Source organism: Devosia sp. Root436 (genome assembly GCF_001426345.1).
Lineage (GTDB): Bacteria > Pseudomonadota > Alphaproteobacteria > Rhizobiales > Devosiaceae > Devosia.
On the sequence record NZ_LMEM01000013.1, the window covers coordinates 174,549 to 198,878 of the forward strand.

The 24,330-nt window shown below is 65.1% G+C and carries 23 protein-coding genes; 14 read left to right on the top strand and 9 right to left on the bottom strand.

Features of this window, described 5'->3' with window-relative positions:
• Window position 1: 1 nt before the first annotated feature.
• Complete coding sequence (locus ASD04_RS15525) at window positions 2–871, top strand: transporter substrate-binding domain-containing protein (RefSeq protein ID WP_082531269.1); 870 nt, start codon at window positions 2–4, stop codon at window positions 869–871.
• Here the strand turns inward: ASD04_RS15525 and ASD04_RS15530 are convergent.
• Window positions 868–1,284 (bottom strand): tellurite resistance TerB family protein, encoded by a 417-nt coding sequence (locus tag ASD04_RS15530; protein WP_056258908.1) that lies wholly within the window; start codon window positions 1,282–1,284, stop codon window positions 868–870. The two genes, ASD04_RS15525 and ASD04_RS15530, sit on opposite strands and share 4 nt — an antisense overlap.
• 137 nt (window positions 1,285–1,421) lie before the next feature.
• Here ASD04_RS15530 and ASD04_RS15535 point away from each other — a divergent pair, with 137 nt between their 5' ends.
• Window positions 1,422–3,038 (top strand): lysine--tRNA ligase, encoded by a 1,617-nt coding sequence (locus ASD04_RS15535; RefSeq protein ID WP_056258911.1) that lies wholly within the window; start codon window positions 1,422–1,424, stop codon window positions 3,036–3,038.
• Between the two features lie 16 nt (window positions 3,039–3,054).
• Window positions 3,055–3,720: a DUF4087 domain-containing protein gene (locus tag ASD04_RS15540; protein ID WP_056258914.1), complete on the top strand. Its 666-nt coding sequence runs from the start codon at window positions 3,055–3,057 to the stop codon at window positions 3,718–3,720.
• On the opposite strand, the gene ASD04_RS15545 is transcribed toward ASD04_RS15540, so the two are convergent.
• Window positions 3,721–4,362, bottom strand: a complete 642-nt coding sequence (locus ASD04_RS15545) for a helix-turn-helix transcriptional regulator (RefSeq protein ID WP_056258917.1) — start codon at window positions 4,360–4,362, stop codon at window positions 3,721–3,723.
• A 129-nt stretch (window positions 4,363–4,491) separates the two neighbouring features.
• On the opposite strand from ASD04_RS15545, the gene ASD04_RS15550 reads away from it, so the two are divergent.
• Both ASD04_RS15550 and ASD04_RS15555 read left to right on the top strand, forming a co-directional pair.
• A complete protein-coding gene (locus ASD04_RS15550) occupies window positions 4,492–4,848 on the top strand; it encodes a DUF952 domain-containing protein (protein WP_056258920.1) in 357 nt (118 codons plus the stop codon).
• Window positions 4,845–5,957 (top strand): quinone-dependent dihydroorotate dehydrogenase, encoded by a 1,113-nt coding sequence (locus tag ASD04_RS15555; RefSeq protein WP_082531270.1) that lies wholly within the window; start codon window positions 4,845–4,847, stop codon window positions 5,955–5,957. The genes ASD04_RS15550 and ASD04_RS15555 overlap by 4 nt, the downstream gene beginning before the upstream one ends.
• Before the next feature lie 73 nt (window positions 5,958–6,030).
• Here the strand turns inward: ASD04_RS15555 and ASD04_RS15560 are convergent, their stop codons facing one another.
• Complete coding sequence (locus ASD04_RS15560; RefSeq protein ID WP_056259303.1) at window positions 6,031–6,702, bottom strand: response regulator transcription factor; 672 nt, start codon at window positions 6,700–6,702, stop codon at window positions 6,031–6,033.
• Window positions 6,703–6,900: 198 nt separating this feature from the next.
• On the opposite strand from ASD04_RS15560, the gene ASD04_RS15565 reads away from it, so the two are divergent.
• The 3 genes from ASD04_RS15565 (at window position 6,901) to ASD04_RS15575 (ending at window position 12,277) form a co-directional block, all read left to right on the top strand.
• The gene (locus tag ASD04_RS15565) at window positions 6,901–10,437 is read left to right on the top strand and encodes an SEL1-like repeat protein (RefSeq protein ID WP_056258923.1); all 3,537 of its coding nucleotides are present in this window, start codon (window positions 6,901–6,903) and stop codon (window positions 10,435–10,437) included.
• Between the two features lie 155 nt (window positions 10,438–10,592).
• Entirely contained in the window at window positions 10,593–11,519 is a 927-nt protein-coding gene (locus tag ASD04_RS15570) for a sulfite exporter TauE/SafE family protein (protein WP_056258925.1), read from the top strand.
• Window positions 11,516–12,277, top strand: a complete 762-nt coding sequence (locus tag ASD04_RS15575; protein WP_056258929.1) for a TIGR02186 family protein — start codon at window positions 11,516–11,518, stop codon at window positions 12,275–12,277. The genes ASD04_RS15570 and ASD04_RS15575 overlap by 4 nt, the downstream gene beginning before the upstream one ends.
• A gap of 7 nt (window positions 12,278–12,284) precedes the next feature.
• Here ASD04_RS15575 and pdeM read toward each other — a convergent pair whose 3' ends face one another.
• Both pdeM and ASD04_RS15585 read right to left on the bottom strand, forming a co-directional pair.
• Complete coding sequence (gene pdeM / locus ASD04_RS15580; protein WP_162245144.1) at window positions 12,285–12,992, bottom strand: ligase-associated DNA damage response endonuclease PdeM; 708 nt, start codon at window positions 12,990–12,992, stop codon at window positions 12,285–12,287.
• Between the two features lie 73 nt (window positions 12,993–13,065).
• Window positions 13,066–15,549, bottom strand: coding sequence for a ligase-associated DNA damage response DEXH box helicase (locus ASD04_RS15585; RefSeq protein ID WP_056258934.1), 2,484 nt, complete (start codon window positions 15,547–15,549; stop codon window positions 13,066–13,068).
• A 290-nt stretch (window positions 15,550–15,839) separates the two neighbouring features.
• On the opposite strand from ASD04_RS15585, the gene ASD04_RS19630 reads away from it, so the two are divergent.
• Together ASD04_RS19630 and ASD04_RS19635 are read left to right on the top strand one after the other, a co-directional pair.
• The gene (locus ASD04_RS19630; RefSeq protein WP_056258938.1) at window positions 15,840–16,130 is read left to right on the top strand and encodes a DUF6460 domain-containing protein; all 291 of its coding nucleotides are present in this window, start codon (window positions 15,840–15,842) and stop codon (window positions 16,128–16,130) included.
• Entirely contained in the window at window positions 16,130–16,801 is a 672-nt protein-coding gene (locus ASD04_RS19635; protein ID WP_056258941.1) for a hypothetical protein, read from the top strand. Before ASD04_RS19630 ends, ASD04_RS19635 begins: the two co-directional genes overlap by 1 nt.
• On the opposite strand, the gene ASD04_RS15600 is transcribed toward ASD04_RS19635, so the two are convergent.
• From ASD04_RS15600 to ASD04_RS15610, 3 genes are all read right to left on the bottom strand, one after another.
• A complete protein-coding gene (locus tag ASD04_RS15600; RefSeq protein ID WP_056258945.1) occupies window positions 16,798–18,003 on the bottom strand; it encodes an RNA polymerase sigma factor in 1,206 nt (401 codons plus the stop codon). The two genes, ASD04_RS19635 and ASD04_RS15600, sit on opposite strands and share 4 nt — an antisense overlap.
• The gene (locus ASD04_RS15605) at window positions 18,000–18,341 is read right to left on the bottom strand and encodes a YciI family protein (protein ID WP_056258948.1); all 342 of its coding nucleotides are present in this window, start codon (window positions 18,339–18,341) and stop codon (window positions 18,000–18,002) included. Before ASD04_RS15605 ends, ASD04_RS15600 begins: the two co-directional genes overlap by 4 nt.
• Before the next feature lie 133 nt (window positions 18,342–18,474).
• Window positions 18,475–20,097: a hybrid sensor histidine kinase/response regulator gene (locus ASD04_RS15610; protein WP_056258952.1), complete on the bottom strand. Its 1,623-nt coding sequence runs from the start codon at window positions 20,095–20,097 to the stop codon at window positions 18,475–18,477.
• A 170-nt stretch (window positions 20,098–20,267) separates the two neighbouring features.
• On the opposite strand from ASD04_RS15610, the gene mscL reads away from it, so the two are divergent.
• The 3 genes from mscL to ASD04_RS15625 all read left to right on the top strand — a co-directional run bounded on the left by mscL (window position 20,268) and on the right by ASD04_RS15625 (window position 22,478).
• Complete coding sequence (gene mscL / locus ASD04_RS15615; RefSeq protein ID WP_056258954.1) at window positions 20,268–20,702, top strand: large conductance mechanosensitive channel protein MscL; 435 nt, start codon at window positions 20,268–20,270, stop codon at window positions 20,700–20,702.
• A gap of 275 nt (window positions 20,703–20,977) precedes the next feature.
• Window positions 20,978–21,613: a LuxR C-terminal-related transcriptional regulator gene (locus tag ASD04_RS15620; RefSeq protein ID WP_056258957.1), complete on the top strand. Its 636-nt coding sequence runs from the start codon at window positions 20,978–20,980 to the stop codon at window positions 21,611–21,613.
• 130 nt (window positions 21,614–21,743) lie between these two features.
• Window positions 21,744–22,478: a phosphotransferase gene (locus ASD04_RS15625; protein ID WP_056258961.1), complete on the top strand. Its 735-nt coding sequence runs from the start codon at window positions 21,744–21,746 to the stop codon at window positions 22,476–22,478.
• A 186-nt stretch (window positions 22,479–22,664) separates the two neighbouring features.
• Here ASD04_RS15625 and ASD04_RS15630 read toward each other — a convergent pair whose 3' ends face one another.
• The gene (locus tag ASD04_RS15630) at window positions 22,665–23,168 is read right to left on the bottom strand and encodes an AAA family ATPase (RefSeq protein WP_056258964.1); all 504 of its coding nucleotides are present in this window, start codon (window positions 23,166–23,168) and stop codon (window positions 22,665–22,667) included.
• Between the two features lie 279 nt (window positions 23,169–23,447).
• Between ASD04_RS15630 and ASD04_RS15635 the strand changes: the two genes are divergently transcribed.
• Entirely contained in the window at window positions 23,448–24,137 is a 690-nt protein-coding gene (locus ASD04_RS15635; RefSeq protein WP_162245145.1) for an outer membrane protein, read from the top strand.
• Window positions 24,138–24,330 lie beyond the last annotated feature (193 nt).

Genomic DNA, 24,330 nt, shown 5'->3' on the forward strand with positions numbered 1-24,330 from the left:
AATGACGATGCGCGGTGATTGTGGCACCACCCTGTGGGGAGGGATCGAGGGTGGGGGTAGGGTTTGGCACCGAGCAATTGCTCTTGCCCTTGTCCTCCTTACCACGCCCGCCCTGGCCCAGGCTCTGCCCTACCATTCCGATCCCAGCGCCCGCGAAATCCTGCCCAGCTTGACGCCGGTGCCGGCCATCCGCTTCCTCACCACCGCCGATTTCCCCCCGTTCAACTTCCGCGATGCCGGGGGCGAGCTGATCGGCTTCAACATCGATCTGGCCAAGCGCATCTGTGTCGAAGTCAATGTCGCCTGCACCATCCAGGCCTGGCCCTGGGAGCAGGCGGCCAATGCCCTGAGCGACAGCCAGGGTGACGCGCTGATCGCCGGGCTCGCCATGAGCAAGGAGAATGGCCTGCTGTTCGACTTTTCGTCGATCTACCTGGCGCTGCCGGGCCGCTTCGTTGCACGGGCGCCCGATATCGGCGCATTCGATCCCGCCACCCTTGCCGGCAAGACCGTCTCCGTGCGGCGCGGCAGCGCGCATGAGGCCTTCCTCACGCGCTACCTGCCCGAGGTGACCCAGCTTGGCTTCGACAGCGAGATCGAGGCGCTGGAGGCCCTCGAAAGCGGCGATGCCGATGCGTTTTTCGGCGACGCCATGCGTGCCTCGTTCTGGCTCAACGAAAACCTGACCTGCTGCGGCTTTGCCGGGCAACCCTATTTCCGCCCGAACCTGTTCGGTGAAGGTCTCGCCATTGCCGTTCCCGCCGGGCAGGACGCGGTGCGCCATGCCATAGATTGGGCCCTGGTCAGGCTCAAGGACAATGGCGCGCTGGACGAACTCTACCTGCGCTGGTTCCCGGTGGGCTTCTACTAGGCGCCCGGCATCCGCCGGTGCCGCGCCCGTGCGGCCGTTTCGATGGCGGCGGTGGTCAGCCGGTCGAGGGTGAGCTTGTCGCGCAGCAATTCGAGGAAGCGCAATTCCTCCTGCTCGAGATAGAGATCGACCGATGCGACCTCCACAGCCACCGCATAGGCGGTGTCCTGCAGCTTGGCTGGCAGCACGGCAATGGCGTCGTCCATCACCTGGTCGAGGCCTCCAGGTCCGTTGAGCTTGTCGGCACAGGCATTGGCCACTGCGGCCAGCCGGTTCTTGTCAAAACCCTCGAAGACCGGCAGTCGCCCGATCAGGGTCTGGATACGGACCAGTTCCTTGTCTGTCATGGCGCTGTCGGACGAGGCGGCAACGATCATCAGGTGGATGAGGGCGTCATGGGCGGCATTGGACATCAGGCATTCCCGGTCTGGTCTGTGCCTCGATAGCTAGGCGCGTCGCGCGGCCTTGGCAAGCGCCGGCCCTGAAAACGTTGACGTTGGCGCGCCGGGATGCAACACACCGAGACCTCCTCTCCCTGAAAGGCCTGACCTTGTCGCCCGCTCCGTTGCCCCCGCTCGACCCCGCGTTCTTCGACGCCGCCCAGACTGCCCGCGCCTGGCCGTTTGAGGAAGCCCGGAAACTGGTCAAGCGCCTGGAGAAATCGGGCAAGGGCGAGGCCCTGTTCGAGACCGGTTATGGCCCCTCGGGTCTACCCCATATCGGCACCTTCGGCGAGGTGGCGCGCACCACCATGGTCCGCACCGCCTTCCGGCTGCTGACGCGCGACCAGATTCCGACCCGGCTGATCTGCTTTTCCGACGACCTCGACGGCATGCGCAAGATCCCGGACAATGTGCCCTCCAAGGAAGCCATGGAGCCGCATCTGCAGAAGCCGCTGACCTCGGTGCCCGACCCGTGGACCAACGAGTATGCCAGCTTCGGCGACCACAACAACGCCATGCTGCGCCGCTTCCTCGACACGTTCGGCTTCAACTACGAATTCGCCAGCGCTACCGACTACTACCGCTCGGGCAAGTTCGATCCCGTATTGATGCGCGCCGTCGAGCGCTATGACGACATCATGAAGGTGATGCTGCCCACCCTTGGCGCCGAACGCCAGGCCACCTACAGCCCCTTCCTGCCTATCTCCCCGATATCGGGACGCGTGCTCTATGTGCCGATGAAGGAAGTCAACGCCAAGGACGGCACGGTCACCTTCGCCGATGAGGATGGCCGCGATACCACCGTCCCGGTAACCGGGGGCCATGTGAAGATGCAGTGGAAGCCCGATTTCGGCATGCGCTGGGCAGCTTTGGATGTCGACTTCGAGATGTTCGGCAAGGATCACCAGACCAATGCCCATGTCTATGACAAGATTTGCGAAATTCTCGGTGGCAAGGCGCCCGAGCACTATGTGTTCGAGCTGTTCCTCGATGCCGAAGGCCAGAAGATTTCCAAGTCCAAGGGCAATGGCCTGACCATCGACGAATGGCTGACCTATGCCGGCAATGAGAGCCTGGGGCTCTACATGTTCCAGAAGCCGCGCACCGCCAAGCGCCTGCATTTCGACGTCATTCCGCGGGCGGTGGACGAATATTACAGCTTCATCGAAGGCTATCAGGCCCAGGATGTCGCGGCACGGCTCGAGAATCCGGTGTTCCACGTCCATTACGGCGCAGTGCCCAATCCGCATGTCCCGCTCAGTTTCGCACTGCTGCTGAACCTGGTGGCCACGGCCAATGCAGAGGATACCAAGGTGATGTGGGGCTTCATCTCGCGTTACCTGCATGGCGCCAGCGCCGCCACGCATCCCGAGATCGACAAGCTGGCCGGCTATGCCGTGCGCTATTTCAACGACAAGGTGAAGCCGTCCAAGGTCTATCGTTCCCCAACGGACCTGGAGCGTAAGGCCTTGCAGGATCTGCATGATCGGCTCGAAGCCCATATCGGCTCCACTGATGGCGGCGCTTTGCAGGACCTCGTCTACGAGATCGGCAAGATCCACCAGTTCGAGCCGTTGCGCGACTGGTTCAAGGCCATCTACCAGGTACTGCTCGGCGACGATCAGGGCCCGCGCTTCGGCTCGTTCATTGCCCTGTTCGGCGTGGCCGAGACGCGCAAGCTCATCGCCGATGCGCTTGCCGGCAAGTTCGTGAAAGCGAGCTGAAACAAGGGAGATTGCCTTGCGTTTGCTTGCTGTTTTCCTGCTTCTGGCATTGAGCATGCCTGCCTATGCCGCCAGCGACGATGTTCCCGAGGCCATCCAGGGCAAGTGGGTGGGCAAGAATCTAAGCTGCAACGCCATTGGTGCGCCCATGGTGATCTCGGCCACGACACTGGTTTATGCCGATGGCAGGATCGATGACGTATTCTTCTCGCCCGAGGATGGGGCCGACGGCACTATTCATTTCCTCCAGGAAGGCGAAGTCACCAACTACGAATATGTTGCCGATAGCGACATGCTGATCTTCCATCCCGAAGGCTTCGGCATGGGGACGGCTTTGCCCATGGTCCGTTGCCCGGAGCCCGCCGGCCCGTTCGAGCGCCGCTGCGGCTGGCTGGCCCATCCGGCGCCGGGCAATTGGTGGCTGATCGACCGCGATCGCACCTGGACGCTGTCCGCCCACGGTGACGACAATCCTGTTGTCACCGCCGTCATGGACCGGGTGCCGGGTTTCGATACCGATGAGTTCATTTCGACGGGCCGCTATTATGGCCATGGCTGCGCCTGCATGACCGTGGTCACCGACCCAGCCGAAGGCCGGGTGCTGGCCATCGGCACAAGCAAGCGCCTGCCGCTGGCCACCTGCCAGGCCGACAAAGCGTTGCCTGCGCTGGACGATTGGTAGCTACTGGCTGGCCCAGATGATCCGGGCGATCCATTCGATCTCGCCCAGTTCAAACAGCCGCGGCTCATAGGCCGGGTTGATGGAGTGCAGTTCGATCTGCTTGCCGGTTTGGCGCGCGAGGATCTTGGCCATCACTTCGCCATCGCGGGTTCGGACCACCACCCGGTCGCCGCGCCGCACCTGCTCGGTGGGCGACACCACGATGCGGTCGCCCTCCCGGTAGAGAGGCTCCATCGAATCGCCCTGCACCTCGAGCGCATAAATGCCGCCTTCGCCGGGCGAGGGCAGGGCGATCTCGTCCCAGCCCTGGCCGGCGGGAAAGCCGGCGCTGTCGAAAAAACCGCCGGAGCCGGCCTGTGCCAGTCCGAGCAGCGGCACGGTGCGATTGGGCAGGTTGTCGTTCAGCTGCAGGAAGGCGCCGGTACCGGAGAGGAAGGAATCAAAGCTCTCCCCCGTAGCTTCGAGAATCTTGGAAATGCTCTCGGTCGAGGGCCACCGCTCGCGCCCATCCTTGCTGACGCGCTTGGAGACGTTGAAGGCGGTTGCGTCGAGCCCGGCGAGTTTGGCCAGCGCCGAGACCGAGTGGCCATGGCGGCGCGCGAGGGCGTCGATCCCGTCCCAGATGGCTCTGTGTGACAGCATGGCAAATGACCAACCAAGGAAATGTATCTTATCTACGGAATTAAATCCTATTCTTACCGATCCAAGTTTGTCTTGTAAAGAGCCGGGCTCCGCTTGCGGCCTCTTGCCGGCGCCATTAGGTTCGCGCCCATGAGCAATCCTGAATTCGTCTACAAGATCGCTACCGAAGCGGCCTTTGCGCCTGCGCGCGCCGCCTCCACTTTTGCCGGCATGCCCATCGATGCCGCCGACGGCTACATGCACTTTTCAACGGCCGGGCAGCTGGCCGAAACGCTCCGCCTACACTTTGCCGGCCAGAGCGGGCTGGTGCTGCTGGCTGTTCGCAGCAGCGACCTGGGCGCCGGCCTGGTGTGGGAGCCGTCGCGCGGCGGCGCGCTCTTTCCCCATCTTTACGGCGGACCGCTGCCGGCGGCGGCTATCGCCTGGGAGGCACCGCTGCAGGTTGCGGCAGACGGCTCCTGCACCTTGCCCGAGGCCGTCCAATGATCCTCTCGGCATTTTCGCCGCTGCTGCGCATACCGGCTCTCGCGGACCTGACCCGTGAAACCCTGCTCAAGATGGACCCCGAGACCGCCCATGGCGCAACGCTCACAGCCTTGCGGCTGGGCCTCGCGCCCGAACAGAGCCATCCCGATGGCGCCGAACTGCGCACCAGCCTCTGTGGCCTGGAGTTGGGCAATCCGGTGGGCATGGCCGCTGGCTTCGACAAGAATGCCGAGGTTGCCCGCCCCCTGGCGTTGATGGGTTTCGGCATGGTGGAAATCGGCACCGTTACCCCACGCCCGCAGGCCGGTAACCCCAAGCCCCGGCTGTTCCGGGTGGGCTCGGTCGAAGGCGTGATCAATCGCATGGGCTTCAACAATGAGGGCCACGATGCCGCCCTTGCGCGGCTCAGGGGGCAGCGGGTTCCAGCGGCCCTGGGCGTCAATATCGGCGCCAATAAGGACAGTGCCGATTTCGTCGCCGACTTCGTGCTGGGGGTAAAGCGCTTCGCCGACCTGGCCGATTACCTGACGGTCAACGTGTCCTCGCCCAATACGCCCGGCCTGCGAAACCTGCAGGCCGACGAGGCCCTGCGCCGCCTGCTGGGCGAGGTGCTTGCCGCCCGCGCCAAGGCGAAAACGCGCGTGCCGGTTTTCCTCAAGATCGCGCCCGACCTCGATGAGGCGGCGCTCGACGCCGTCGCCGCCGTCGTGCTGGCGACCGATCTCGATGGCCTGATCGTCTCCAACACCACCACCACCCGCGACGCGGTGGCGGGCCTCGAAAATGCCGCCGAGGCCGGTGGCCTGTCCGGCAAGCCGCTGTTCGAACTCTCGACCCGGCGCCTGGCCCAGACGCGCCAGCGCGTGGGCAATCTGCCTATCATCGGCGTCGGCGGCATCCATTCTCCACAAACCGCCCTGGCCAAGATCGAAGCCGGCGCCAACGCAATCCAGCTCTATTCGGCCATGGTGTTTGGCGGGCTCGACCTGCTCGACCGCCTCAAGCGCGGGCTTGTCGCCGCCGTGCGAGCGGAGGGCAAGACCAATATCGGGCAATTGGTGGGAACGAAGGTGGACGACTGGGCGAAGGGTAAGGCGACGATTTCCTGACAAGCCTGGTGCCACGCCCGCGTGTTTCGAGGGTCGCTGCGCTCCCGCCTCACCATGAGGGCGTGCCGCGATGCTAAGCCTTCTCCCCGCCAATCGAGAACAGGGCCTCGAACTGACCGTCTTCGATCCGCGCCGCGGCGATCACCGCCTGGGTGCGGCTGTCCACGTCCAGCTTCTGCAGGATGGCCGAGACATGCGCCTTGACCGTGGCTTCCGAAATGGAAAGCTCGTAGGCGATCTGCTTGTTCATCAGTCCGTCGCTGAGCATCATCAGCACGCGCACCTGTTGCGGGGTCAGCGTCGAGAGCCGGCGCATCAGCGCGGTATGGTCGTCGTCGCTGCCTAACGCGGTGCCCTCGGGGACGAAGACCTCGCCCGACAGCACCGTCTCGATGGCGCGGCGAATTTCGGTCGGCCCCACGGATTTGTGAAGATAGCCCGCGGCGCCCAGCTCGAAGGCGCGGCGGACCACCGTGCCGTCCTCGACCGCCGAGATGATCATCACCGGAATATCGGGATATTGTGCCCGCAGCAGCAGCAGCCCGGAAAAGCCCCGTACGCCCGGCATGTTGAGATCGAGCAGCACGAGATCGCAATCGCGATCGGCGTCGAGCGCCGCGCTCAGCCCGTTGAGATCGCCCGCTTCCTCCACGCTGACGGTGGCATCGCCTCCCGACAGGGTCTGCCGCAATGCCGCCCGGAACAGCGGGTGATCGTCGACGATGATGATGCGGCGGCGGGTCATGTGGCTCCCCAGATTGAACGGCATACGCAAAGCCCCGAATCGCCAACCTCGTATGACTACGAAATCAGGTCTTTCAGGCTGTGGCACTTGCATATTGCGACAATACTTAACGGGTTCTTTACCATGTTTTCCCAAGAGTGACCGTCATACCTTCGTGTTGAATCGCGAGGGGTCCGCCTTTCATGACAGGGACTAACCATGGCCCGCGCCTACCAATTCACGGAGATGTCCGAGCCGGCAGCGGAGCCGCAGGCCGGGGAATGGCAGGCATTGCGCGGCGAACTCGTCGCCCTGCTCGATCAGGTCGAAGGCCACTACGTTCAGGAGCAGCGGGCCGAGCCGGCGCTGTCCGGCCTCACCCGCCGCGTCCGCAATCTGCGCGATCAGGTCGTGGGGCCCGAGCCGGCGATGCGCCGGCGCGAGGCGCTGCGGACGGTCAAGCGCGCCGTGGATCGCTTTACCGAGCGCGACGACCTGAGTCCGGCCGATCATGATCAAGACGACCTGAGCAGCGCCATTGCCGAAATCCGTGGCCGCCAGATGTCGGCTCCGGCCGCCGCCCTTGGCCGTCGCGCCGCGGACATGCCCGAATTTCGTGAACTGAGCTCGCTGGTGGGCGGCCTCTCCGGCCGGCTGGAGCATCTCGAAGGCGAACTCAAGTCGCAACGGACAGGCAATGGCAGCGTGCGCGAGGTCGCGGCCCAGGTCGAGCAGTTGACCCATGTCGTCGAATTGCTGGCCGGCGCGGTCGGCGAGACCGGGCAGGTCAAGCGCCTCGAAGCCCAGATCGGCGCCCTGGCCGCCCTGATCGAAGGCGGCCCGCGCGTCGATCTGTCAGCCATCAACAATCGACTCGACGACGTTTCGGTAACCGTGGGCAAGCTGGCCGAGCTGCAGGCCCAGCAGATGGAACGCGAGATCGCGCGCGAGGACCGCAAGGCCGCCGAAAAGCCGGCCAAGGCCGAGACGCTCGCCCCGACGATGCACGCCATCGAAAAAAGCGTCCGCAACGTCTACGATCGCATCGACTCCATCGAAAAGAATGTCGCGCTGTCCTCCGGCGATTTTGAGCGCCTGACCAGCGAAATGGCCGCCTTCACCCAGGCGATGAAGGACCGCAAGGCTGCGCCGGACAAACTTGTGGCCCAGGTCGATGCCCTGGCCTCCCGCATTGGCACCCTCGATACCGCAAATGGCGACGTCGCCGGCCTCAAGCAGGACATAGCCTCGCTGCGCGATGCGGTGATGGCGGGCATGGAGCCGCGCTTCCTGCGCATAGAAAGTCAGATCGAGGCCCTGTCGGACCGCATGGCGCCCGCCGATTCCGGCCAGGTGGAAAGCCAGCTCAAGCTGCTGATGGCGCGCATGGACGAGACCGGCGCGCAACTCAATGATCTGGCCAAGCTCTATTCCAGCCAGTCCGACCCGGCCGATATCGAGGCCATGGCCACCCTGGTCGCCGAGCGCACCAGCGATGCCGTGACCCGCAAGGCGCCGGCCCCGGTCGCCATGTTCGGCCCCGACAGCCTCAAGAGCATCGAAGATCGGCTGACCGGCCTGATCAAATCCGCCGGCAAGACCCCGGATTATGAGACGCTCGCCGCCATGGTGGCCGAACGCACCTCCGAGGCGGTCGCCAAATCGGCCTCCGCCGCCACTGGCGGCATGAGCGAAGACGGCATGGCCGCGCTGGAAAAGCGCATGGCTGCGCTGTTCAACACTGCCGGCAAGGACACCGCCGAGCGATTGACCCGGCTCGAGGCCGTATTGGGCAGCCGCGAGCAGCCTGCCGCCGTAGCGCCTTCGGCGGCCCCGCCCGTGCAGCAGCGCAAGGCCGAGCCGCCCGATGAAGAGCGCAGCCGGCTCGAGGCCATGCTGACGGCTTTGTCAGGCCCCAAATCTGCAGCCAAGAGCGACCTGATGCCGGCCAATCCGGTGGACGAGGCGCCACTGGTCGATCCCGGCTTCAAGGATACGGGGCCCGTCCGTGCTGCGCTCGACGCCAAGGTCGGCGCCCGTCCGCCAGCGCCCGCCGCTGAGGCGCCGGTTGCGGGGCGCCCGGCATTCGACCCTGCCAGCGCCGAGCGGCCGCCACGGCCTCAGTCGAGCTTTGCCAAGGCCGATCCGGATCCATTCACCCCGCCGGCCGCGGTTGCGGCCCCACAGGTCGAAGCGCCGGTCAGCCAGAGCAGCACCAGCACTTTCGTTGCGGCGGCCCGTCGCGCCCAGCGGGCCCGCCAGGAAGCGTCGGCTCCTGCTGTTGCCTCCAGCAATTCGCTCATCGGCCGCGCCCTGGCGCGGGTGATGCCCGGTTCGGCTGCGTCGGCCGGCGATGCGGCAACCCAGCCCGTGGCCAAGGCCGAAAAGCCGGCCAGGCCGGTCAAGGAGAAGAAGGCCAAGGCCGCCGAGGCTCCGCCGGTAGCGCCGGCCTTCGGCACCGATGCCGAGGCCGACATACTGGTCGAAAAGCAGAGTTTCCTGACGCGCCATCGCCGCCCGCTGCTGCTGGCCGCAACGCTGGTCGCGGTCTCGATGCTGGCGCTGAACCTGGTCATGCAGCGCATGACTCCCGCCCGCGCGCCGGCAACGCCGCCAGCCCAGACCGCGGTCGAGCAGCCCTCCGCGATCCCGTCGGCAACCGACGATGTGTCCCTGGTTCGCCCCGAGCCGCGTGTCATCGACATGATCGACGGCACCGCGACCGCTTCGATCAATCCCAACCAGCCGATGAGCTTCACCAAGCCGGTCGCCACGACCCCGATGCCGCCTTCGCTCATGGCGCTATCCGGTGGTGACGCCGCGGCCGTGCCGCTTGATATTCCGGTCGAAACGGTGCCCGAAGTGACGGGCAGCATTCCCGATGTCGCTGCCACCGCGCCCTTCGAGCTGCCACCCGAGGGCGTAGGTCCGCTCGAATTGCGCCAGGCCGCCGCCGATGGCGATGCCCGCGCCCAGTTCGAGATCGGCGCCATCTATACCGAGGGCCGCGTCGTGCCCCAGGATCAGGTCGAAGCGGCCAAATGGTACGAGCGCGCCGCGGCGCAGGGCTTCGTTCCGGCGCAATATCGCATCGGCAACCTCTATGAAGCCGGGCAGGGCGTGGACAAGGATTTCGAGATCGCCAAGCTGTGGTACCAGCGCGGTGCCGAAGCCGGCAATCGCATGGCCATGCACAATCTGGCGGCGCTCTACGCCGGCGGACAACTGGGCGACCAGCAGTTCGAGACGGCCGCCGAGTGGTTCGCCCAGGCGGCGGCGCGCGGCATGACCGACAGCCAGTTCAACCTCGGCATGCTCTATGCCCGTGGCCTGGGCGTCGAGCAGGATTTCGAGCAATCCTACAAGTGGTTCTCCCTGGCCGCCCGCAATGGCGACGCCGATGCCGCCAAGGCCCGCGACGACATTGCCAAATCGCTGACCGCCGAGGCGGTGAGCCGCGTCGGTGATGAAGTGGACCTGTGGACGGCCGAGCCGGTCGACCTGGCGGCCAATTTTGCCCCGCTGGGCACCTGGTCTTCCAGCTTCGATCCGGGTGAAGCCATCCTTACCAGGGATGTGGTGGCCAAGGTGCAGACGGTGCTGGGCAAGCTCGGCTTCGATGTGGGCACGCCCGATGGCCTGACCGGACCCAAGACGGCCGAGGCCATCAAGGCCTTCGAGCGTGGAACCGGCATGACCGAGATCGGCGTCGTCAATCCGCGCCTGCTCGCCGTGCTGGGGAGCCAGCCCGTCTGACGCCTGACATCGAACTGTCGTTTGACACGGTCGGGTCAGGGTCCTAATCCCAGACATTGAGGGTTTCCCGCGGTTCGTGGGAAACCCTTGACCTATTGTTGACGTACGGTCCTGTAAAGTCGTGCGGCGTAGTGATTTTCAAACGGATCAGGGTCTTGCAGGTCTATCTGCCGATCGCCGAATTGTCCGTGAACCTCTTCTTTCTCGTGGGGATCGGAGGGGCGGTCGGCTTCCTGTCGGGGCTCTTCGGAGTCGGCGGCGGCTTCCTGCTGACGCCGCTGCTGATCTTCTCGGGCGTGCCGGCTCCGGTGGCGGTGGCGTCGGTCACCGGCCAGGTCGTGGCGGCATCGACCTCGGGGGCGCTGGCGCATTACCGGCGCGGCGCCGTGGACCTGCATCTGGCGCTTTATCTCGTGCTGTCAGGCGTATTGGGCGCCTTTGGCGGCGTCGCGACCTTTGCCCTGCTGCGCGATGCCGGCCAGCTCGACCTGGTGATTTCGGTCGGCTTCCTGGTCCTGCTCGGCTCGGTCGGCGTGCTGATGCTGATCGAGAGCACCCGCGCCATTCTCAAGCAGCGCAAGGGCATCGTGGTGCGCGAGCGCCTGCCCAACCAGCATAACTGGATCCATGGCCTGCCCATGCGGGTGCGGTTCAAGAAATCGCGGCTCTATATCAGCGTGCTGCCGGTGCTGATCATCGGCCTGTTCATCGGCTTTGTCGGTTCGCTCCTGGGCATTGGCGGCGGCTTCATCATGGTGCCGGCTCTGGTCTACCTGCTGCGCGTGCCCGGCAATGTGGTCATTGGCACCTCGCTGGCCCAGGTGGTGGCGATGATGGCGGCGACGACGATCCTGCATGCCGTGCAGAGCCAGAGCGTCGATATCCTGCTCGCCTTCTGCCTCATGGTCGGCGGCACGGCAGGCGCCCAGTTCGGCGCCTCGGCCGGCAAATATCTGCGCGGCGAGCAGCTGCGGGGCCTGCTGGCTTTGCTGGTGCTGGCCGTGGCCATCCGGTTCGGGCTGTCGCTGGTGCTGGCGCCCGCCGACGTGTTTTCCATGGCGGTGACGGGAGTGGCCCAATGAGCCGGCTGCTGCTGCTGGTGGTGGCATTTGTCCTGGCGGCCGCTCCGGCCCGCGCCGAACGGCTGGTGTCGCAGGTCTCCAACGAGACCATCGAGATCACGTCCAGCTTTTCGGGCGAACGCATGAATTTCTTCGGCACCATCATTCCCGATGCCGGCTCCGAGGATAAATTCGTCACCGGCCCGTTCCATGTCGTGGTGGTCGTGTTGGGGCCGACACAGAACCGCGTTGCGCGTCAGATGAGCAATGTCTTCGGCGTCTGGCTCAATACTGATCAGGTCGAATTCAGCAATTTTCCCAGCTACTTCCATGTGCTGTCGAGCGGACGGCTGACCGATATTACCGATATCACGACGCTCACCACCAATCTCATCCTGCCCGAATCCCACACCCTGGCGGCCAATAGCGCCGACTGGTGGAAGAGCGCCATATTCGGCCGCGAACTGGTGCGGCTGATGACCGAGGAGGGCCTGTTCGGGGTGCAGGAGAATGGCGTCAACTTCCCGGCGGACAACTTCTATTCGGCGCGGCTGACCCTGCCCAGCAACGCCCCGCCTGGCCCCTATATCGCCCTGACCTATGTGTTCAAGGACGGCCAGATCATCGCCCGCAAGTCCGAGGGCTTCGCGGTGCGCAAGATCGGCTTCGAGCGCTTCCTGGCGCTGTCGGCGGTGCAGCAGCCGTTCCTCTACGGTCTGGTCTGCGTGGTCCTGGCGCTGTTCACCGGCTGGCTCGGTGGCGTGCTGTTCAAGCGCTGAGTTGGCACTATCCCCGCACCAGCCGCTTCGGGCTGACGGGATAAGTGCGGTCTCTCCCCAACATCGTGACTTCGACCGACGGCCAGTTTAGCAGGCCGAAAAAGGCCGGGGATAAGATATTGAGCGACCCCGTGGAGGCCCCGTAGGCGGGGAGGATCATCAGCCTGCTATCGTGGACGAAGCAGGGGCGGCGGGTCGAGCGGCCCTGGAAATACACATGCGCCGCCGGGTGCAGGTGACCGGCCACAAGGCCCGCAATGCCGCGCTCCGGCTCATGCGTGAAGGTCAATCCGGCCAGTTCCAGCCGGGGCAGGCAGGAGCCGCCGATGGCGTGCGGTGCCGGATCGTGATTGCCGGAAAGCCAGATGCACTCGGCCATTTCGGTGACTGCATCGAGTCGCATCCGGTCCGAATTCGTTAGCAGACTGCTAGCATCGGCGCGATGGAACGTGTCTCCGAGCGAGAGCAATCGGGCCGCCCCGGTGCGCCGCAGATCGGCTTCGAGGCGTGCCAGCGTCATGCCGGTATCGTAGGGCGGCAGCATCTGCCCGCGCCGGGCGAAGCTCGCCATCTTTTCGAAATGCAGGTCGGCAACCAGGAGCGTCCGTTGGCTGTGCCAATAGAGCGCGCCAGAGGGCAGGGGTTCGAAATTATGGCCGGCAAAGCGCAAGATCGGCGTCTCGGTGACCTCGGCTATTCTTGTTAGACTACTCAATCGTCCCAGCTCTGCCCGAAGGCCCCCTCACCCGACCCCGACGGGTCGACCTCTCCCCCAAAGGGAGAGGTGGCTAGCGCCCGAGGGCTTCCCGCATCAATTCATCTGCCGCGTCAGCCATAGCCGATTCGCGGCCCTCGCCGAAAATCGGCTCCTTGCCGATATCGAGCATGACGGGCACGGCCAGCGGCGAGATTTGCGCCAGGGGCTGGTGGACGATGTGGCCACAAATGCGCGCCAGCATATCGCCCAGCCGTTCGATATCGAGCAGGCCGCGGGCGGCGTCGCGACGGGTCGCCTGGATGAGGATATGGTCGGGCTCGTGCTGGTAGAGCACGTCATAGATGAGGTCGGAACTCATGGTGATCTGGCGGCCGGACTTTTCCTTGCCGGGGTGACGGCGCTCGATGAGGCCGGAGATGATGGCGCAGTTGCGGAAGGTGCGCTTCATCAGGGCGGATTCGTCGAGCCAGGCTTCGAGATCGTCGCCCAGCATGTCCTCGGAAAAGAGGTCGTCGAGCGACAGCCTGTTGGTGCGGATCAGGGCGGAGAGATCGCCCAGTCCCCAGATGGCGAGCGCATATTCGGAGGCGACGAAGCCGAGCGGGCGGGCGCGTTCGCGTTCGAGCCGGCGGGTGAGCAGCATGCCCAGCGTCTGGTGGGCCAGCCTTCCCTCGAAGGGGTAGCAGACCAGGTAATTGTGGGCGCCGCGCGGGAAGGTTTCGACGAGCAGGCTGTCGCGCTTGGGCAGGACCGAGATGTCGCGCTGCAGGCGGAGCCACATTTCCACCTGTTCGGGCAGTTTCTTCCACTCCTCGGGACTGTCCATGATGCGGCGGACGCGCTCGGCCAGATAGGTCGAGAGCGGGAATTTGCCGCCCATATAGGAGGGGATCTTGGGATTGCTGGCCTGGGCGCGGGAGACGAAGGCCTCATTGTCGCGCATGCCCTCGAAGGCGACGATTTCGCCGCCGAACATGAAGGTATCACCCGGCAGCAGCGTGCCGAAGAAATATTCCTCCATCTCGCCCAGGACGCGCCCGCCGGCTCCGATCGGGCTGTTGCTCTGGCCTTTCTTGAGCCCGCGCGGGCGGATGAGGCGGACCCGCACCATGGGCTCCTCGATAATGGTGCCGATATTGAGCCTATATTGCTGGACCACCTGCGCATTGGCGACGCGCCATTTGCCGTCCCCGGTGGGCTTGAGGCGGGCATAGCGCTCATAGGCGCGCAGGGCATAGCCGCCGGTGGCGACGAAATCGAGCACCCGGTCGAATTGCCCGCGCTCTATGTCGCGATAGGGCCAGGCGTGGCGGATTTCGTCATAGAGATCTTCGGCGGCGAAGGGACCGGCGCAGGCCATGCCGAGAATGTGCTGGGCCAGGACGTCATAGCCGCCCGAAACCGGGTCTTCGCTGTCCTGATGGTTTTCGGCCACGGCTTCGAGCGCAGCTTCGCATTCGAGCACTTCGAAGCGGTTGGAGGGGACCAGCACGGCCTTGGAGGGCTCGTCGAGCCGGTGATTGGCGCGGCCGATGCGCTGCAGCATGCGCGAACTGCCCTTGGGCGCGCCGACCTGCACGACCAGATCGACGTCCCCCCAGTCGATGCCGAGATCGAGGGTGGAGGTGCAGACCACGGCCTTGAGATTGCCCGCCACCATGGCGCTTTCCACCTTGCGCCGCTGCTCGACCGAGAGCGAGCCGTGATGTAGGGCAATCGGCAGCATGTCGTCGTTCACCGCCCACAGGCCCTGGAACAGCATCTCGGCCTGGCTGCGCGTATTGACGAAGAGCAGCGTGGTCTTGTGCCGCTTGATGACCTCGTAGAGGTCGCGATGGGCGTAATTGGCCGAGTGGCCGGCCCAGGGCAGGCGCTGCTCGGTTTCAAGGATTTCGAGCACCGGCGGGGCGCCGCCCGAGGCGGTGAGCAGGTGGGTGGGCTTGTCCGGCACGGGCCTGGCAATCCAGTCGCGCAACAGATCCGGCCGGGCGACCGTGGCGCTGAGGGCGGTGATCTGCAGGTTCGGCGCCAGCCGGGCAATGCGGGCCAAAGCGAGGGACAGAAGTTCGCCGCGCTTGGAGGTGACCAGAGCGTGCAATTCATCCAGCACGATGCGGCGGAGCGAACCGAAGAACAGCTCGGCATGGGGATGGCTGATGAGCAGGCACAGCTGCTCGGGCGTGGTCAGCAGGATATGGGGCGGCTTGCTGCGCTGGCGCGCGCGCTTGGATGCGGGTGTATCGCCGGTGCGGGTTTCGGCCGTGATCTTGAGGCCCATTTCGAGAATGGGGGCATTGAGATTGCGCTGCACGTCCACCGCCAGTGCCTTGAGAGGGGAAATGTAGAGCGTGTGGAGGCCGTCGAACTTGCCTTCGGCGAGATCGGTCAGGGTGGGCAGGAACCCGGCCAGCGTCTTGCCGGCGCCGGTGGGGGCGATGAGCAAAGCCGAGGCGCCGGCCTGCCAGGAGGCGAGCACGTCGAGCTGGTGCTGGCGGGGCGACCAGGTCTTGCGGGCGAACCAGTCCGATATGATGGGGTTTAGATGTGCGGTCATCTTCGCCCGGCCACCATGCCTCCCCTCTCCCCTTGAGGGAGAGGGTGGTTCGTCCGCGTCCAGCGGAAGAACCGGGTGAGGGGTTCTGCGCCATCCCATGCTTCAATGCTCTTGGATAGCTCCATACCCCTCATCCGCCCTTCGGGCACCTTCTCCCTCAAGGGGAGAAGGGGAAGCGGCGTGTGGGGGACGGTCAGAGTCACATTTGAACGCGCGCTGGACACCAAGCACCTTCTGCAAATCGGCAAACACCCTATATGATCCCCCAGGACCACAACAGGGAGGCCTGCATGACCGACCAACCCCAGACCGCGACGCGGCGTTCCGGTATCGAGCGCTTCTTCGGCGGCCATCCGATCAACGTCATCATCAAGCTCGCTTTCATTTCGCTGCTGGTCGGCTTCGTCATGAGCGTCTTCGGCGTCAACGTGCAGGGCGTCATCCGCGGCGCCATCAGCCTGCTCCGCGAAACGCTGCGCGACGGGTTTGGCCTGTTCCGCAATATAGGTTTCTACATCCTGACCGGCGCGGCTCTGGTTGTGCCCGTCTGGCTGCTCATCCGGCTCAGCAAGGCCCGCTGATGGCGCCCGAGCACCTGCATCTGACGCCGCAACAGGCGCTGGCGCGGCTGGTGCCGCATATTCTCGAACTGGAAAGTCAGGCGCATCGCCGCATTGCCATTGGCATTGCCGGCGGGCCGGGATCAGGCAAATCGACGCTGGCGGCGGAACTCGTGACCATGCTCAACGCCGTCCATCCCGGCAGCGCTGCGCTGGTGCCGATGGATGGCTTCCATATGAAGCATGCCAAGCTCGAAGCCATGGGGCAGGTGGATTACAAGGGCGCGCCGCATACCTTCGAGGGGGCGGATTTCGTCAGCTTCCTCCACCACCTCAAGACGGCGAAAGACGCGGTCAGCGGGCCCGGCTATTCGCGCAAGATCGAGGACACGGTGGACGACGCCTTCACCGTGCAGCCCGAAGTACGCATGCTGGTGGTCGAGGGCAATTACCTGCTGCTGACCGAAGGGCCCTGGGCCGGGGTGAGGCCGCTGCTGGATTATGCGGTGTTCATCGATGTGGAGCGGGAACTGGTAAAAGCGCGGCTGCTCAGGCGCCATGGCGCGGAAGGGCTGTTCACCGAGGAGCGCAACCGGGCGCATATCGAGCGGAACGACCTGCCGAATTACGATCTGGTATGCCTGTCCCAGGACCGGGCGGACGTGGTGATCAGCCTGGCCGTGGAGGCCTAGCTTTTCAACGCCCTGAGCCGCCGCCCAATGAACCGCCGCTCCGCCTCCTGCGTCGTCATGGCCAGCGCAGCCTCATAGGCATTCCGAGCCTCATCCATCCGCCCCAGCCGCCGCAGCAGGTCCGCCCTTGCGGCATGCCAGAGGCGGTAGTCGTTCATCTCCAATCCGTCGATCAGCGCCAGCCCTGTTTCCGGGCCGTCGCGCATGGCCACTGCCACGGCGCGATTGAGGTCGACGATGGGCGATGGATCGATGCGCACCAGCAGGTCGTATAAGGCAACGATGCGTGGCCAGTCGCTGCCCCCGGCGGTGTGGCAGGCGGCGATGGCGGCCTGCACGGAATAGAGGCTGAAGCGCCCGGCCAGCACCTGCCGGACCAGCATCTGCCCCTCGGCGATCTGGGCATGGTTCCACAGCGTCCGGTCCTGCTCGTCGAGCGGCACGATCTCGCCATCGGCGACGCGGGCGGCGCGGCGGGCATCGTGCAGCAGCATCAGGGCAAGCAGGCCCGTCGCCTCCGGCTCTTCGATCAGCTTACCGAGCAGGCGCGCCAGCCGGATCGCTTCGGCGCACAGGTCGGTGCGCAGGGGTGTTGCGCCGGACGAGGCCAGGTAGCCTTCGTTGAAGACGAGATAGATCACCTGCAGAACGGTCTCGATACGGTCGGGCAGTTCCGCCGGTCCCGGCACGGCATAGGGGATGCCGGCATCGCGGATCTTGGCCTTGGCGCGCACGATGCGCTGGGCGATGGTCACCGGCTTGGTGAGATAGGCGGTGGCGATTTCCTCGGTGGTGAGGCCGCAAATCTCGCGCAGGGTCAGCGCCACCTGCGCATCGGGCGCCAATGCCGGATGGCAGCAGGTGAAGATCAGGCGGAGCTGGTCATCGGCGATAGCGGGTGCGTCGTTATCCTCGGGCAAGGCGGCCAGCTCGATCTGCTGTTCCAGCTCGGCGCTGGCAGCGTTGAACCGGGCCTCGCGGCGGATGCGGTCGATGGCCTTGAAGCGCCCGGCCGAGACCAGCCAGGCGCGCGGATTGTCCGGCACGCCCCTCTCGGGCCAGCTATCGAGGGCGGCGAGCCAGGCATCGTGCAGGGCTTCCTCGGCCCGCTCGAAGCCGCCGAGCAGGCGGATCAGCGTCGCCAATACGCGCGGCGCTTCGGCGCGATAGACGGCCTCGATGGCGGCCCTGGCGTCGTTCACATCACCGGCCGTACTTCGACGCAGCCGATGCGGGCCAGCGGGATGTTGGCGCCGATCCGCATGGCCTCGTTAAGGTCGGCCGCCTCGATCAGGATGAAGCCGGCCACCTGCTCCTTGAGCTCGGCGAAAGGGCCGTCGGTGGCACTCATCCTGCCATTGCGCAGGCGGACGGTGGTGGCCGTATCGGGCGACATCAGCGCCTCGGCGGCAATGAAATGGCCCTGGCGCTGCAGTTCGCGATCGTATTCGGCCGAGTCCTTGACCAGTTGCGCCCATTCGGCCGGCGGCAGCGTGTCGGGCAGGGTGGTGTCGAAGCAGACGAGGCAGAGATAGCGCATGGAATGATCCTCCGATTGTGGTTGTACCGGAAGCTGGTCGAATGGCGAGAGGCGGATTCGACATCGTCCATCCACCCGTCGTTCCCGCTTTCGCGGGAATGACGCGGTGGAGGAGGATGGGGCACCGGTCTGATCAGCCCACGCGCTTGGCCGGGCTGCGGCTCTGGTTGGCGAGGCCGCTGATGGCAGCGCGCAGGGCCGCGGGCTTGACCGGCTTGGTGACCACGGCAATGCCGCGGTCCTCGGCCAGCGCGCGCACGGCCGGGCTGCGATCTGCCGTCACCAAAGCCGCCGGCAGGTGGCCGCCCAGATTGTGCCGCAGCCACTCGATGGCATCGAGCCCGGAGGTCTGGTCGAGGTGGTAGTCCATCAGCACCAGGTCGGGATACCAGCCTTCGAGCAGCCGCTCGCGGTCGATCTGCTTGAGCGACAGCGCGCTGCGCACGTCGCAGCCCCAGTGGCGCAGTAGGCCCTCCATGGCTTCGATGATGGCGCGCTCGTTATCGACGCACAGCACCTTGAGTCCCAGCGTGCCGAAGCTGGTTTCGGTGGGCGCGACGCTGGCTTCGGGCGTGGCGCGGATGGTGCGCGTAGCGGGCAGGAACAGGGAAAAGCGCGAGCCGCGGCCTTCGAGGCTGTCGAGTTCGAGCGTCAGCCCGAGCGCCGTCACCAGGCGCTGCACGATGGAGAGTCCCAGCCCCAGTCCCTGCGCCATGCGGGCGCCGCGTTCGAGCCGGGAAAATTCAGCGAACAGCAGCCGGTGCTGGTCGCGGTTGAAGCCGATGCCGGTATCGATCACGTCGAGCCGCATGCGGTTGCCGCGCCGGCGCAGACCCACCAGCACCTTGCCGCCGGGCTGGGTATATTTGATGGCGTTGGAGACCAGGTTCTGCACGATGCGGCCCACCAGCATGCGGTCCACCATCACGGTGGCATCGCTATCCACGATGCGCAGCGAGATGCTGCGCTCGCGCGCCAGGGGGCCGAATTCCACCTCGATCTTCTTGAGCAGGTCTCGCCCCGCCACCGGCGCCGGCGCCGGCTTCAGAGCGCCGCTGTCGATGCGCGAAATGTCGAGCAGCGCCCCCATAATGTCCTCGACCGCGGTGAGTGAGGCCTCGATGGAATTGGCGAGATCGGCCAGCCCGGTCGATTTCGCCCGCTCGATCAGTGTCGAGGTATAGAGGCGGGCGGCATTGAGCGGCTGCAGCAGGTCATGGCTGGCGGCGGCGAGAAACCGCGTCTTGTCGTGGTTGGCGGCATCGGCCTTGGCGCGAGCGCTTTCGAGTTCAGAATTGACCCTGGTCAGCGCTGCGGTGCGCTCCTCCACCCGCTCTTCCAGCGACTGGTTCATGCCCTCCAGTTCGTGCTCGGCCCGCACCCGCGCCGTCACGTCGGAAAAGCTGATGACCAGCCCGCCATCGGGCAGGCGGCTCGAATGAAATTCCAGCATCTGCCCGGCATTGCCCAGGCGCTGGGTCACCGTGGTCGGCGAAGCGGTGAGCAGGTTGATGCGCTCGATGGCCAGCCGCGCCGCGTCCCCGGGGCCGAAATCGCCCCGGTCGCCCAGGAAGAGCGCGATGTCGAACAGCGGCGTGCCCTGCCGGGTCAGGGCGACGGGCAGCATCAGCAGCGTATTGTAGCGGCTGTTCGAGGTGACCAGATGCAGGCCGGCATCGAATACGGCGATGCCCTGCGGAATGTGGTCGATCGCCTGCCTCAGGCTGGTATCGGCGGCGTGCTTGTGGGCGGCCATAGGGCTTGCAGTCCTGGTTCTCCGGCGCGCTGGGACTATCGGCCCGCCGCCAAACCTGCGCAAGACCTACTCTGGACCCATTGCTTTTCCCAGCCGGGTCATCAATCCTCGGCCTCCGCCTGTCGCGCGGCCGTGTCAGCAAGAACGGATCACTAGAAGAGGGTTAGGCCATGTTCAAGGAATTCCGGGATTTCGCCATCAAAGGCAACATGATCGATCTCGCCATCGGCGTGATCATCGGTGCCGCCTTCGGCGCCATCGTCTCCTCCATCGTCGATGACATCTTCATGCCGCTCATCGGTCTCATCATCGGTGGCATCGACTTTTCCAACCTGTTTGTCGTGCTGTCCAATCCCGGCGACGTGCCGGTGCCCTCGCTCGCCGCGGCCAAGGATGCGGGCATTGCCACGCTCAATATCGGCCTGTTCATCAATGCGGTGGTCAAGTTCACCATCATCGCCTTCGTGCTGTTCCTGGTGGTCAAGGGCATCAACCGCATGAAGCGCAAGGCTGCCGCCGAGCCTGTCGCCGAAACCCCGGCGCCCAGCAAGGAAGAAGTCCTGCTCACTGAAATCCGGGACGCGCTGCGCGCCAATCCGCGCTGATCGAAACAAAAGCCGGTCTTGCGGGGCCGGCTTTTCCATGCGGTGGGAATAGGAAAAATGTCCGTTGACAAGCGTATACTAGGCAAATAGACCTAGTACCTAGGTGCTTCATCCTACGTGTTGTCCTTGTCGGACGGCACGAACACTTAGCGCAAACTACCGCTGCGATTCACACGGGGGGCCGGTGTCGCAGGCTGCCACAGGCATGCCGGCGATGGTGACGCCTGCTGCCCGATGATCGCATCCAAGCGAAACTTGGCAGGGCAGAGGGCAACATGAGCGACCAGATTTACTACCACTCCTTCCTCAATCGGGACAGGCTGATCCACATCGTGGATGGCGATCCGGCGACCTGCGAGGCGCTGAGCGTGCTGTTCCGCCTCGAAGGGTTTCAGACCACCTTCTCGCTGGAGGCGGCTCATTTCATTGTCGGCCTCGAACGGCGTCGGCCCGACATCGTCGTGCTCAACCTGCGCATGGGCGAGGAAAGTGGGCTGGGCCTGCTGCGCCGGGTCAAGGCCATGCGCACCGGCACGCCGGTCTTCATGCTGGCCGATATGCCCCAGGTCGAAGCGGCGGTAACGGCCATGAAGCTGGGGGCTTCCGACGTCATCTCCAAGCCGATCGATACCGAGCACCTGCTGACCGTCATCCGCGACGCCTTGCGCCGCGACGTGCATCTGGGTGCCATGCAGGGCGGCCGCCGGCCGGTGGAAGTGCGCGGTTTCTCCCAGCTCACCCCGCGCGAGCGCGAAGTGCTGCAGCTCATCACCAATGGTCAATCCAACAAGGAAGCCGGCCGCGAACTGGGCATTTCCCCGCGCACGATAGAGGTGCACCGGGCGCGGGTGATGGAGAAACTGGGTGCGCGGAACACGGCGGACCTGATGCGGATCGTGCTGACGAGCTGAGCGGGGGCAGGGGGCCGCAAGCCGGTGCTGGCTGGCGCGCGGCTCGGGGGCCCGATGGCGGGACTGCATTGTTCCGTGCCGGCGTCCTGGCCTAGGATGAATTTTAGTGGCCCGGTTGGAGATGCCGTCAGTGGGGTGGGAAACGCTCAGGCTTTGGGGCGAGGACGCGGTGCGGATCGAGCCGCTTACCGGCGGGTCGGCCAATGACGTGTGGAGCCTGCGCATCCACGGCAGGCTCGCGGTCGGTCGCCTCGGCACCAGGAGCGATGCCGATCTCGCCTGGGAAACCGGGCTCATGCACTATCTCGACCGCGCCGGCCTCAGCGTGCCGGTGCCGATCCCGACAGAGGACGGCCGGTTTTTCGCCAACGGCCTGACGGTCATGACCTATATGGAAGGCGGCCCGCCCGAAACGGCGGCTGACTGGCGGCGCGTGGCCGACACGCTGCGCCAGTTGCATCGCCTGACGCAGGACTGGCCGCAGCGCCCGGGCTGGCGCTCGTCAACCGACCTCCTGCATGAAGAGACCGGGACGCGGATCGACCTCGCGGTGATGCCGCCAGGCGCTGCCGAGCGCTGCCGGGCGGCATGGGCACGGCTCGCCGGGCGCCCGGCCTGCATTGTCCACGGCAACCCCGACAATCCCGGCAATATCCGCATGACGGCGGAGCGGGTCGCGCTGATCGACTGGGACGAGGCCCATCGCGACGTGCCCGACCTCGACCTGGTGCTTCCCCACAACGCCGCCGGCCTCCAAGGGGAGGCCCACGACATCGCCGCCCAGGCCGCGGCCGCCTGGGAGGCCGCGGTATGCTGGGGCGACGACTACGCCATCAGGCGGCTCGCCGAAGTTCGGGCGGTGTGAGGGGAGGCGTGGAGCGCCCGCGCGCGAAGCGCCGCAATACAGGCACGACATTCGTGCTTAGTGGAGAATGGCAAAGTCGGTTTGCGACATTCTGGTCGTTCACGACACCGGGCTACCGTGATCGAACATTCGGCACTGTTTTTGGACCGTATGGCGTCCGACCATCATCGCGCGGTTGTGGCGTCGTCAGACGAAGGACATTGGCACCCGGTGATCAGGTCGATCGAAAAGCGACATCTCGTCCATGGTGGGCGGCTCGAACAGTTTCGACCACCTGAGCAGATCCGTTCGGGAAATTTCGAACGTACCCGCTGGAAGCGCAGTGTTTCTTCGCGAAACCCGGTGCCACAACGCCTCAAACGGGACGTCAAGGAAGCAGAGTACGACCTTCGCGCCAGCGGCGCGGACGTCTTCCCTGCACGTGTCACGTTCCGCCCGTGACCATACACCCCAGTCGACGACGACGTTGCAACCAAGCCTGACGGTGCGCAGGGCGACCTGCCATTGCAGAGCCTCGACGCGTCCTCGATATGGACCGGTTTCCGCTTCCTGCGTGGAGATGCCGGGATAAAGTTCATGCATCCAGTCGTCTCCAGTGAGACGAAGCGCAGATGCTTCCCGTTCAATAGACTTGGCGAGAGACGTCTTCCCAGAGCCGGGAAGGCCGCAAGTTAGGTAAAGTGTGGACACTCGAAATCTCTGATTAGGGCGTGGCAAATGAATGCGTCCCCGCAATGGGTGACGGCGCTTCGCTCAATGCCGCCAAGTGCGGCTAATCAGATGTTTGTTGCCATGCCTAACCTTGTAGGGACTCCCTTGCTGTTGGGTCAAGGTGACGGGTATGCGTCGCCTTGAGCGAAAAGCTGCCTGTCCTGGATTGGCGCGTGCGTCCCAAGCGATTTCCCCTGGCGGCTGGCTCTTCACGCCTGCCGATAAAGCCACTAATGTTTCCTCATGGTGGGGGATTCCATGTCGAAAATCTGGATTGTAGCGCCATTGCTTGTAGTGCTGAGTGGCGGCGCGGCACTGGCGCAGGATAGTCCGGCCGTACCGGATTTCGACTGGACGGGCTTGTACCTGGGAGTTCAGGGCGGCTATCAGGCCGGAGAGACCCGTGTTACCGAGTTCTTTTCGGCAACGGGACTGCCGACGGGCTACACTCCTCACGCCGACATGGACGGGTTCACTGGCGGCGGCCATATCGGCTATGTCTACCAGACCGGCGCAGCAGTGCTCGGCGTCGAAGCCGATGCGGAACTGACCAATATTACCGGTAGGCACACGACCGCTTCGAGTATTTTCGAGACAACCCAGCAGTGGCAAGCCTCATTGCGGGTGCGACTGGGCGTGACAGCAGCCGACAGGCTGCTGATCTACGCCACAGGCGGGCTGGCGGTAACCGGGTTCGACAACGCCGCCAATTATTTGCCAGGCCCGTTTGCCAAGGAGTGGAATGGTATCGCCGCTGGCGGAACGATCGGCCTTGGGGCCGAATATGCCATTTCCGATCACCTGAGCCTGCGCGGCGAATATCGCTACAGCGATTTCGGCCGCTTCGATTTCGACTGGTTCAACATCGGCGGTACCGGCATAAACGCCTCCTATGAACAGACGCTCAAGACTCATTCGGTAAGAGCCGGGTTGAGCTATCGGTTCTGACCGAGGCGCCGCTCCACTCGATGATGGACCTGCAACCGCCGCCGCTTACAGGCGCTCGAAGGTCTGTGACAGGTCAGGCTCCACCTGCCGCCCTCGCATGACATCCCGTGGCGCGCCATTCCCGATATCCGCTCGAAGAATTTCAGCTGGGGATTGGCGATCTTGAGCCTTGATGACTTCGGGGCCGTCAGCC

What these genes read in the sequence shown, in the direction of transcription:
- ASD04_RS15610 (WP_056258952.1), bottom strand. Translation starts at nt 20,097, where the DNA reads ATGGCCGCCCACAAGCACGCCGCCGATACCAGCCTGAGGCAGGCGATC.
- ASD04_RS15635 (WP_162245145.1), top strand. Translation starts at nt 23,448, where the DNA reads ATGTCGAAAATCTGGATTGTAGCGCCATTGCTTGTAGTGCTGAGTGGC.
- ASD04_RS15550 (WP_056258920.1), top strand. Translation starts at nt 4,492, where the DNA reads ATGAGCAATCCTGAATTCGTCTACAAGATCGCTACCGAAGCGGCCTTT.
- mscL (WP_056258954.1), top strand. Translation starts at nt 20,268, where the DNA reads ATGTTCAAGGAATTCCGGGATTTCGCCATCAAAGGCAACATGATCGAT.
- ASD04_RS15585 (WP_056258934.1), bottom strand. Translation starts at nt 15,549, where the DNA reads ATGACCGCACATCTAAACCCCATCATATCGGACTGGTTCGCCCGCAAG.
- ASD04_RS15545 (WP_056258917.1), bottom strand. Translation starts at nt 4,362, where the DNA reads ATGCTGTCACACAGAGCCATCTGGGACGGGATCGACGCCCTCGCGCGC.
- ASD04_RS15565 (WP_056258923.1), top strand. Translation starts at nt 6,901, where the DNA reads ATGGCCCGCGCCTACCAATTCACGGAGATGTCCGAGCCGGCAGCGGAG.
- ASD04_RS15560 (WP_056259303.1), bottom strand. Translation starts at nt 6,702, where the DNA reads ATGACCCGCCGCCGCATCATCATCGTCGACGATCACCCGCTGTTCCGG.
- ASD04_RS19635 (WP_056258941.1), top strand. Translation starts at nt 16,130, where the DNA reads ATGGCGCCCGAGCACCTGCATCTGACGCCGCAACAGGCGCTGGCGCGG.
- ASD04_RS15620 (WP_056258957.1), top strand. Translation starts at nt 20,978, where the DNA reads ATGAGCGACCAGATTTACTACCACTCCTTCCTCAATCGGGACAGGCTG.
- ASD04_RS19630 (WP_056258938.1), top strand. Translation starts at nt 15,840, where the DNA reads ATGACCGACCAACCCCAGACCGCGACGCGGCGTTCCGGTATCGAGCGC.
- ASD04_RS15575 (WP_056258929.1), top strand. Translation starts at nt 11,516, where the DNA reads ATGAGCCGGCTGCTGCTGCTGGTGGTGGCATTTGTCCTGGCGGCCGCT.
- ASD04_RS15525 (WP_082531269.1), top strand. Translation starts at nt 2, where the DNA reads ATGACGATGCGCGGTGATTGTGGCACCACCCTGTGGGGAGGGATCGAG.
- ASD04_RS15605 (WP_056258948.1), bottom strand. Translation starts at nt 18,341, where the DNA reads ATGCGCTATCTCTGCCTCGTCTGCTTCGACACCACCCTGCCCGACACG.
- ASD04_RS15555 (WP_082531270.1), top strand. Translation starts at nt 4,845, where the DNA reads ATGATCCTCTCGGCATTTTCGCCGCTGCTGCGCATACCGGCTCTCGCG.
- ASD04_RS15530 (WP_056258908.1), bottom strand. Translation starts at nt 1,284, where the DNA reads ATGTCCAATGCCGCCCATGACGCCCTCATCCACCTGATGATCGTTGCC.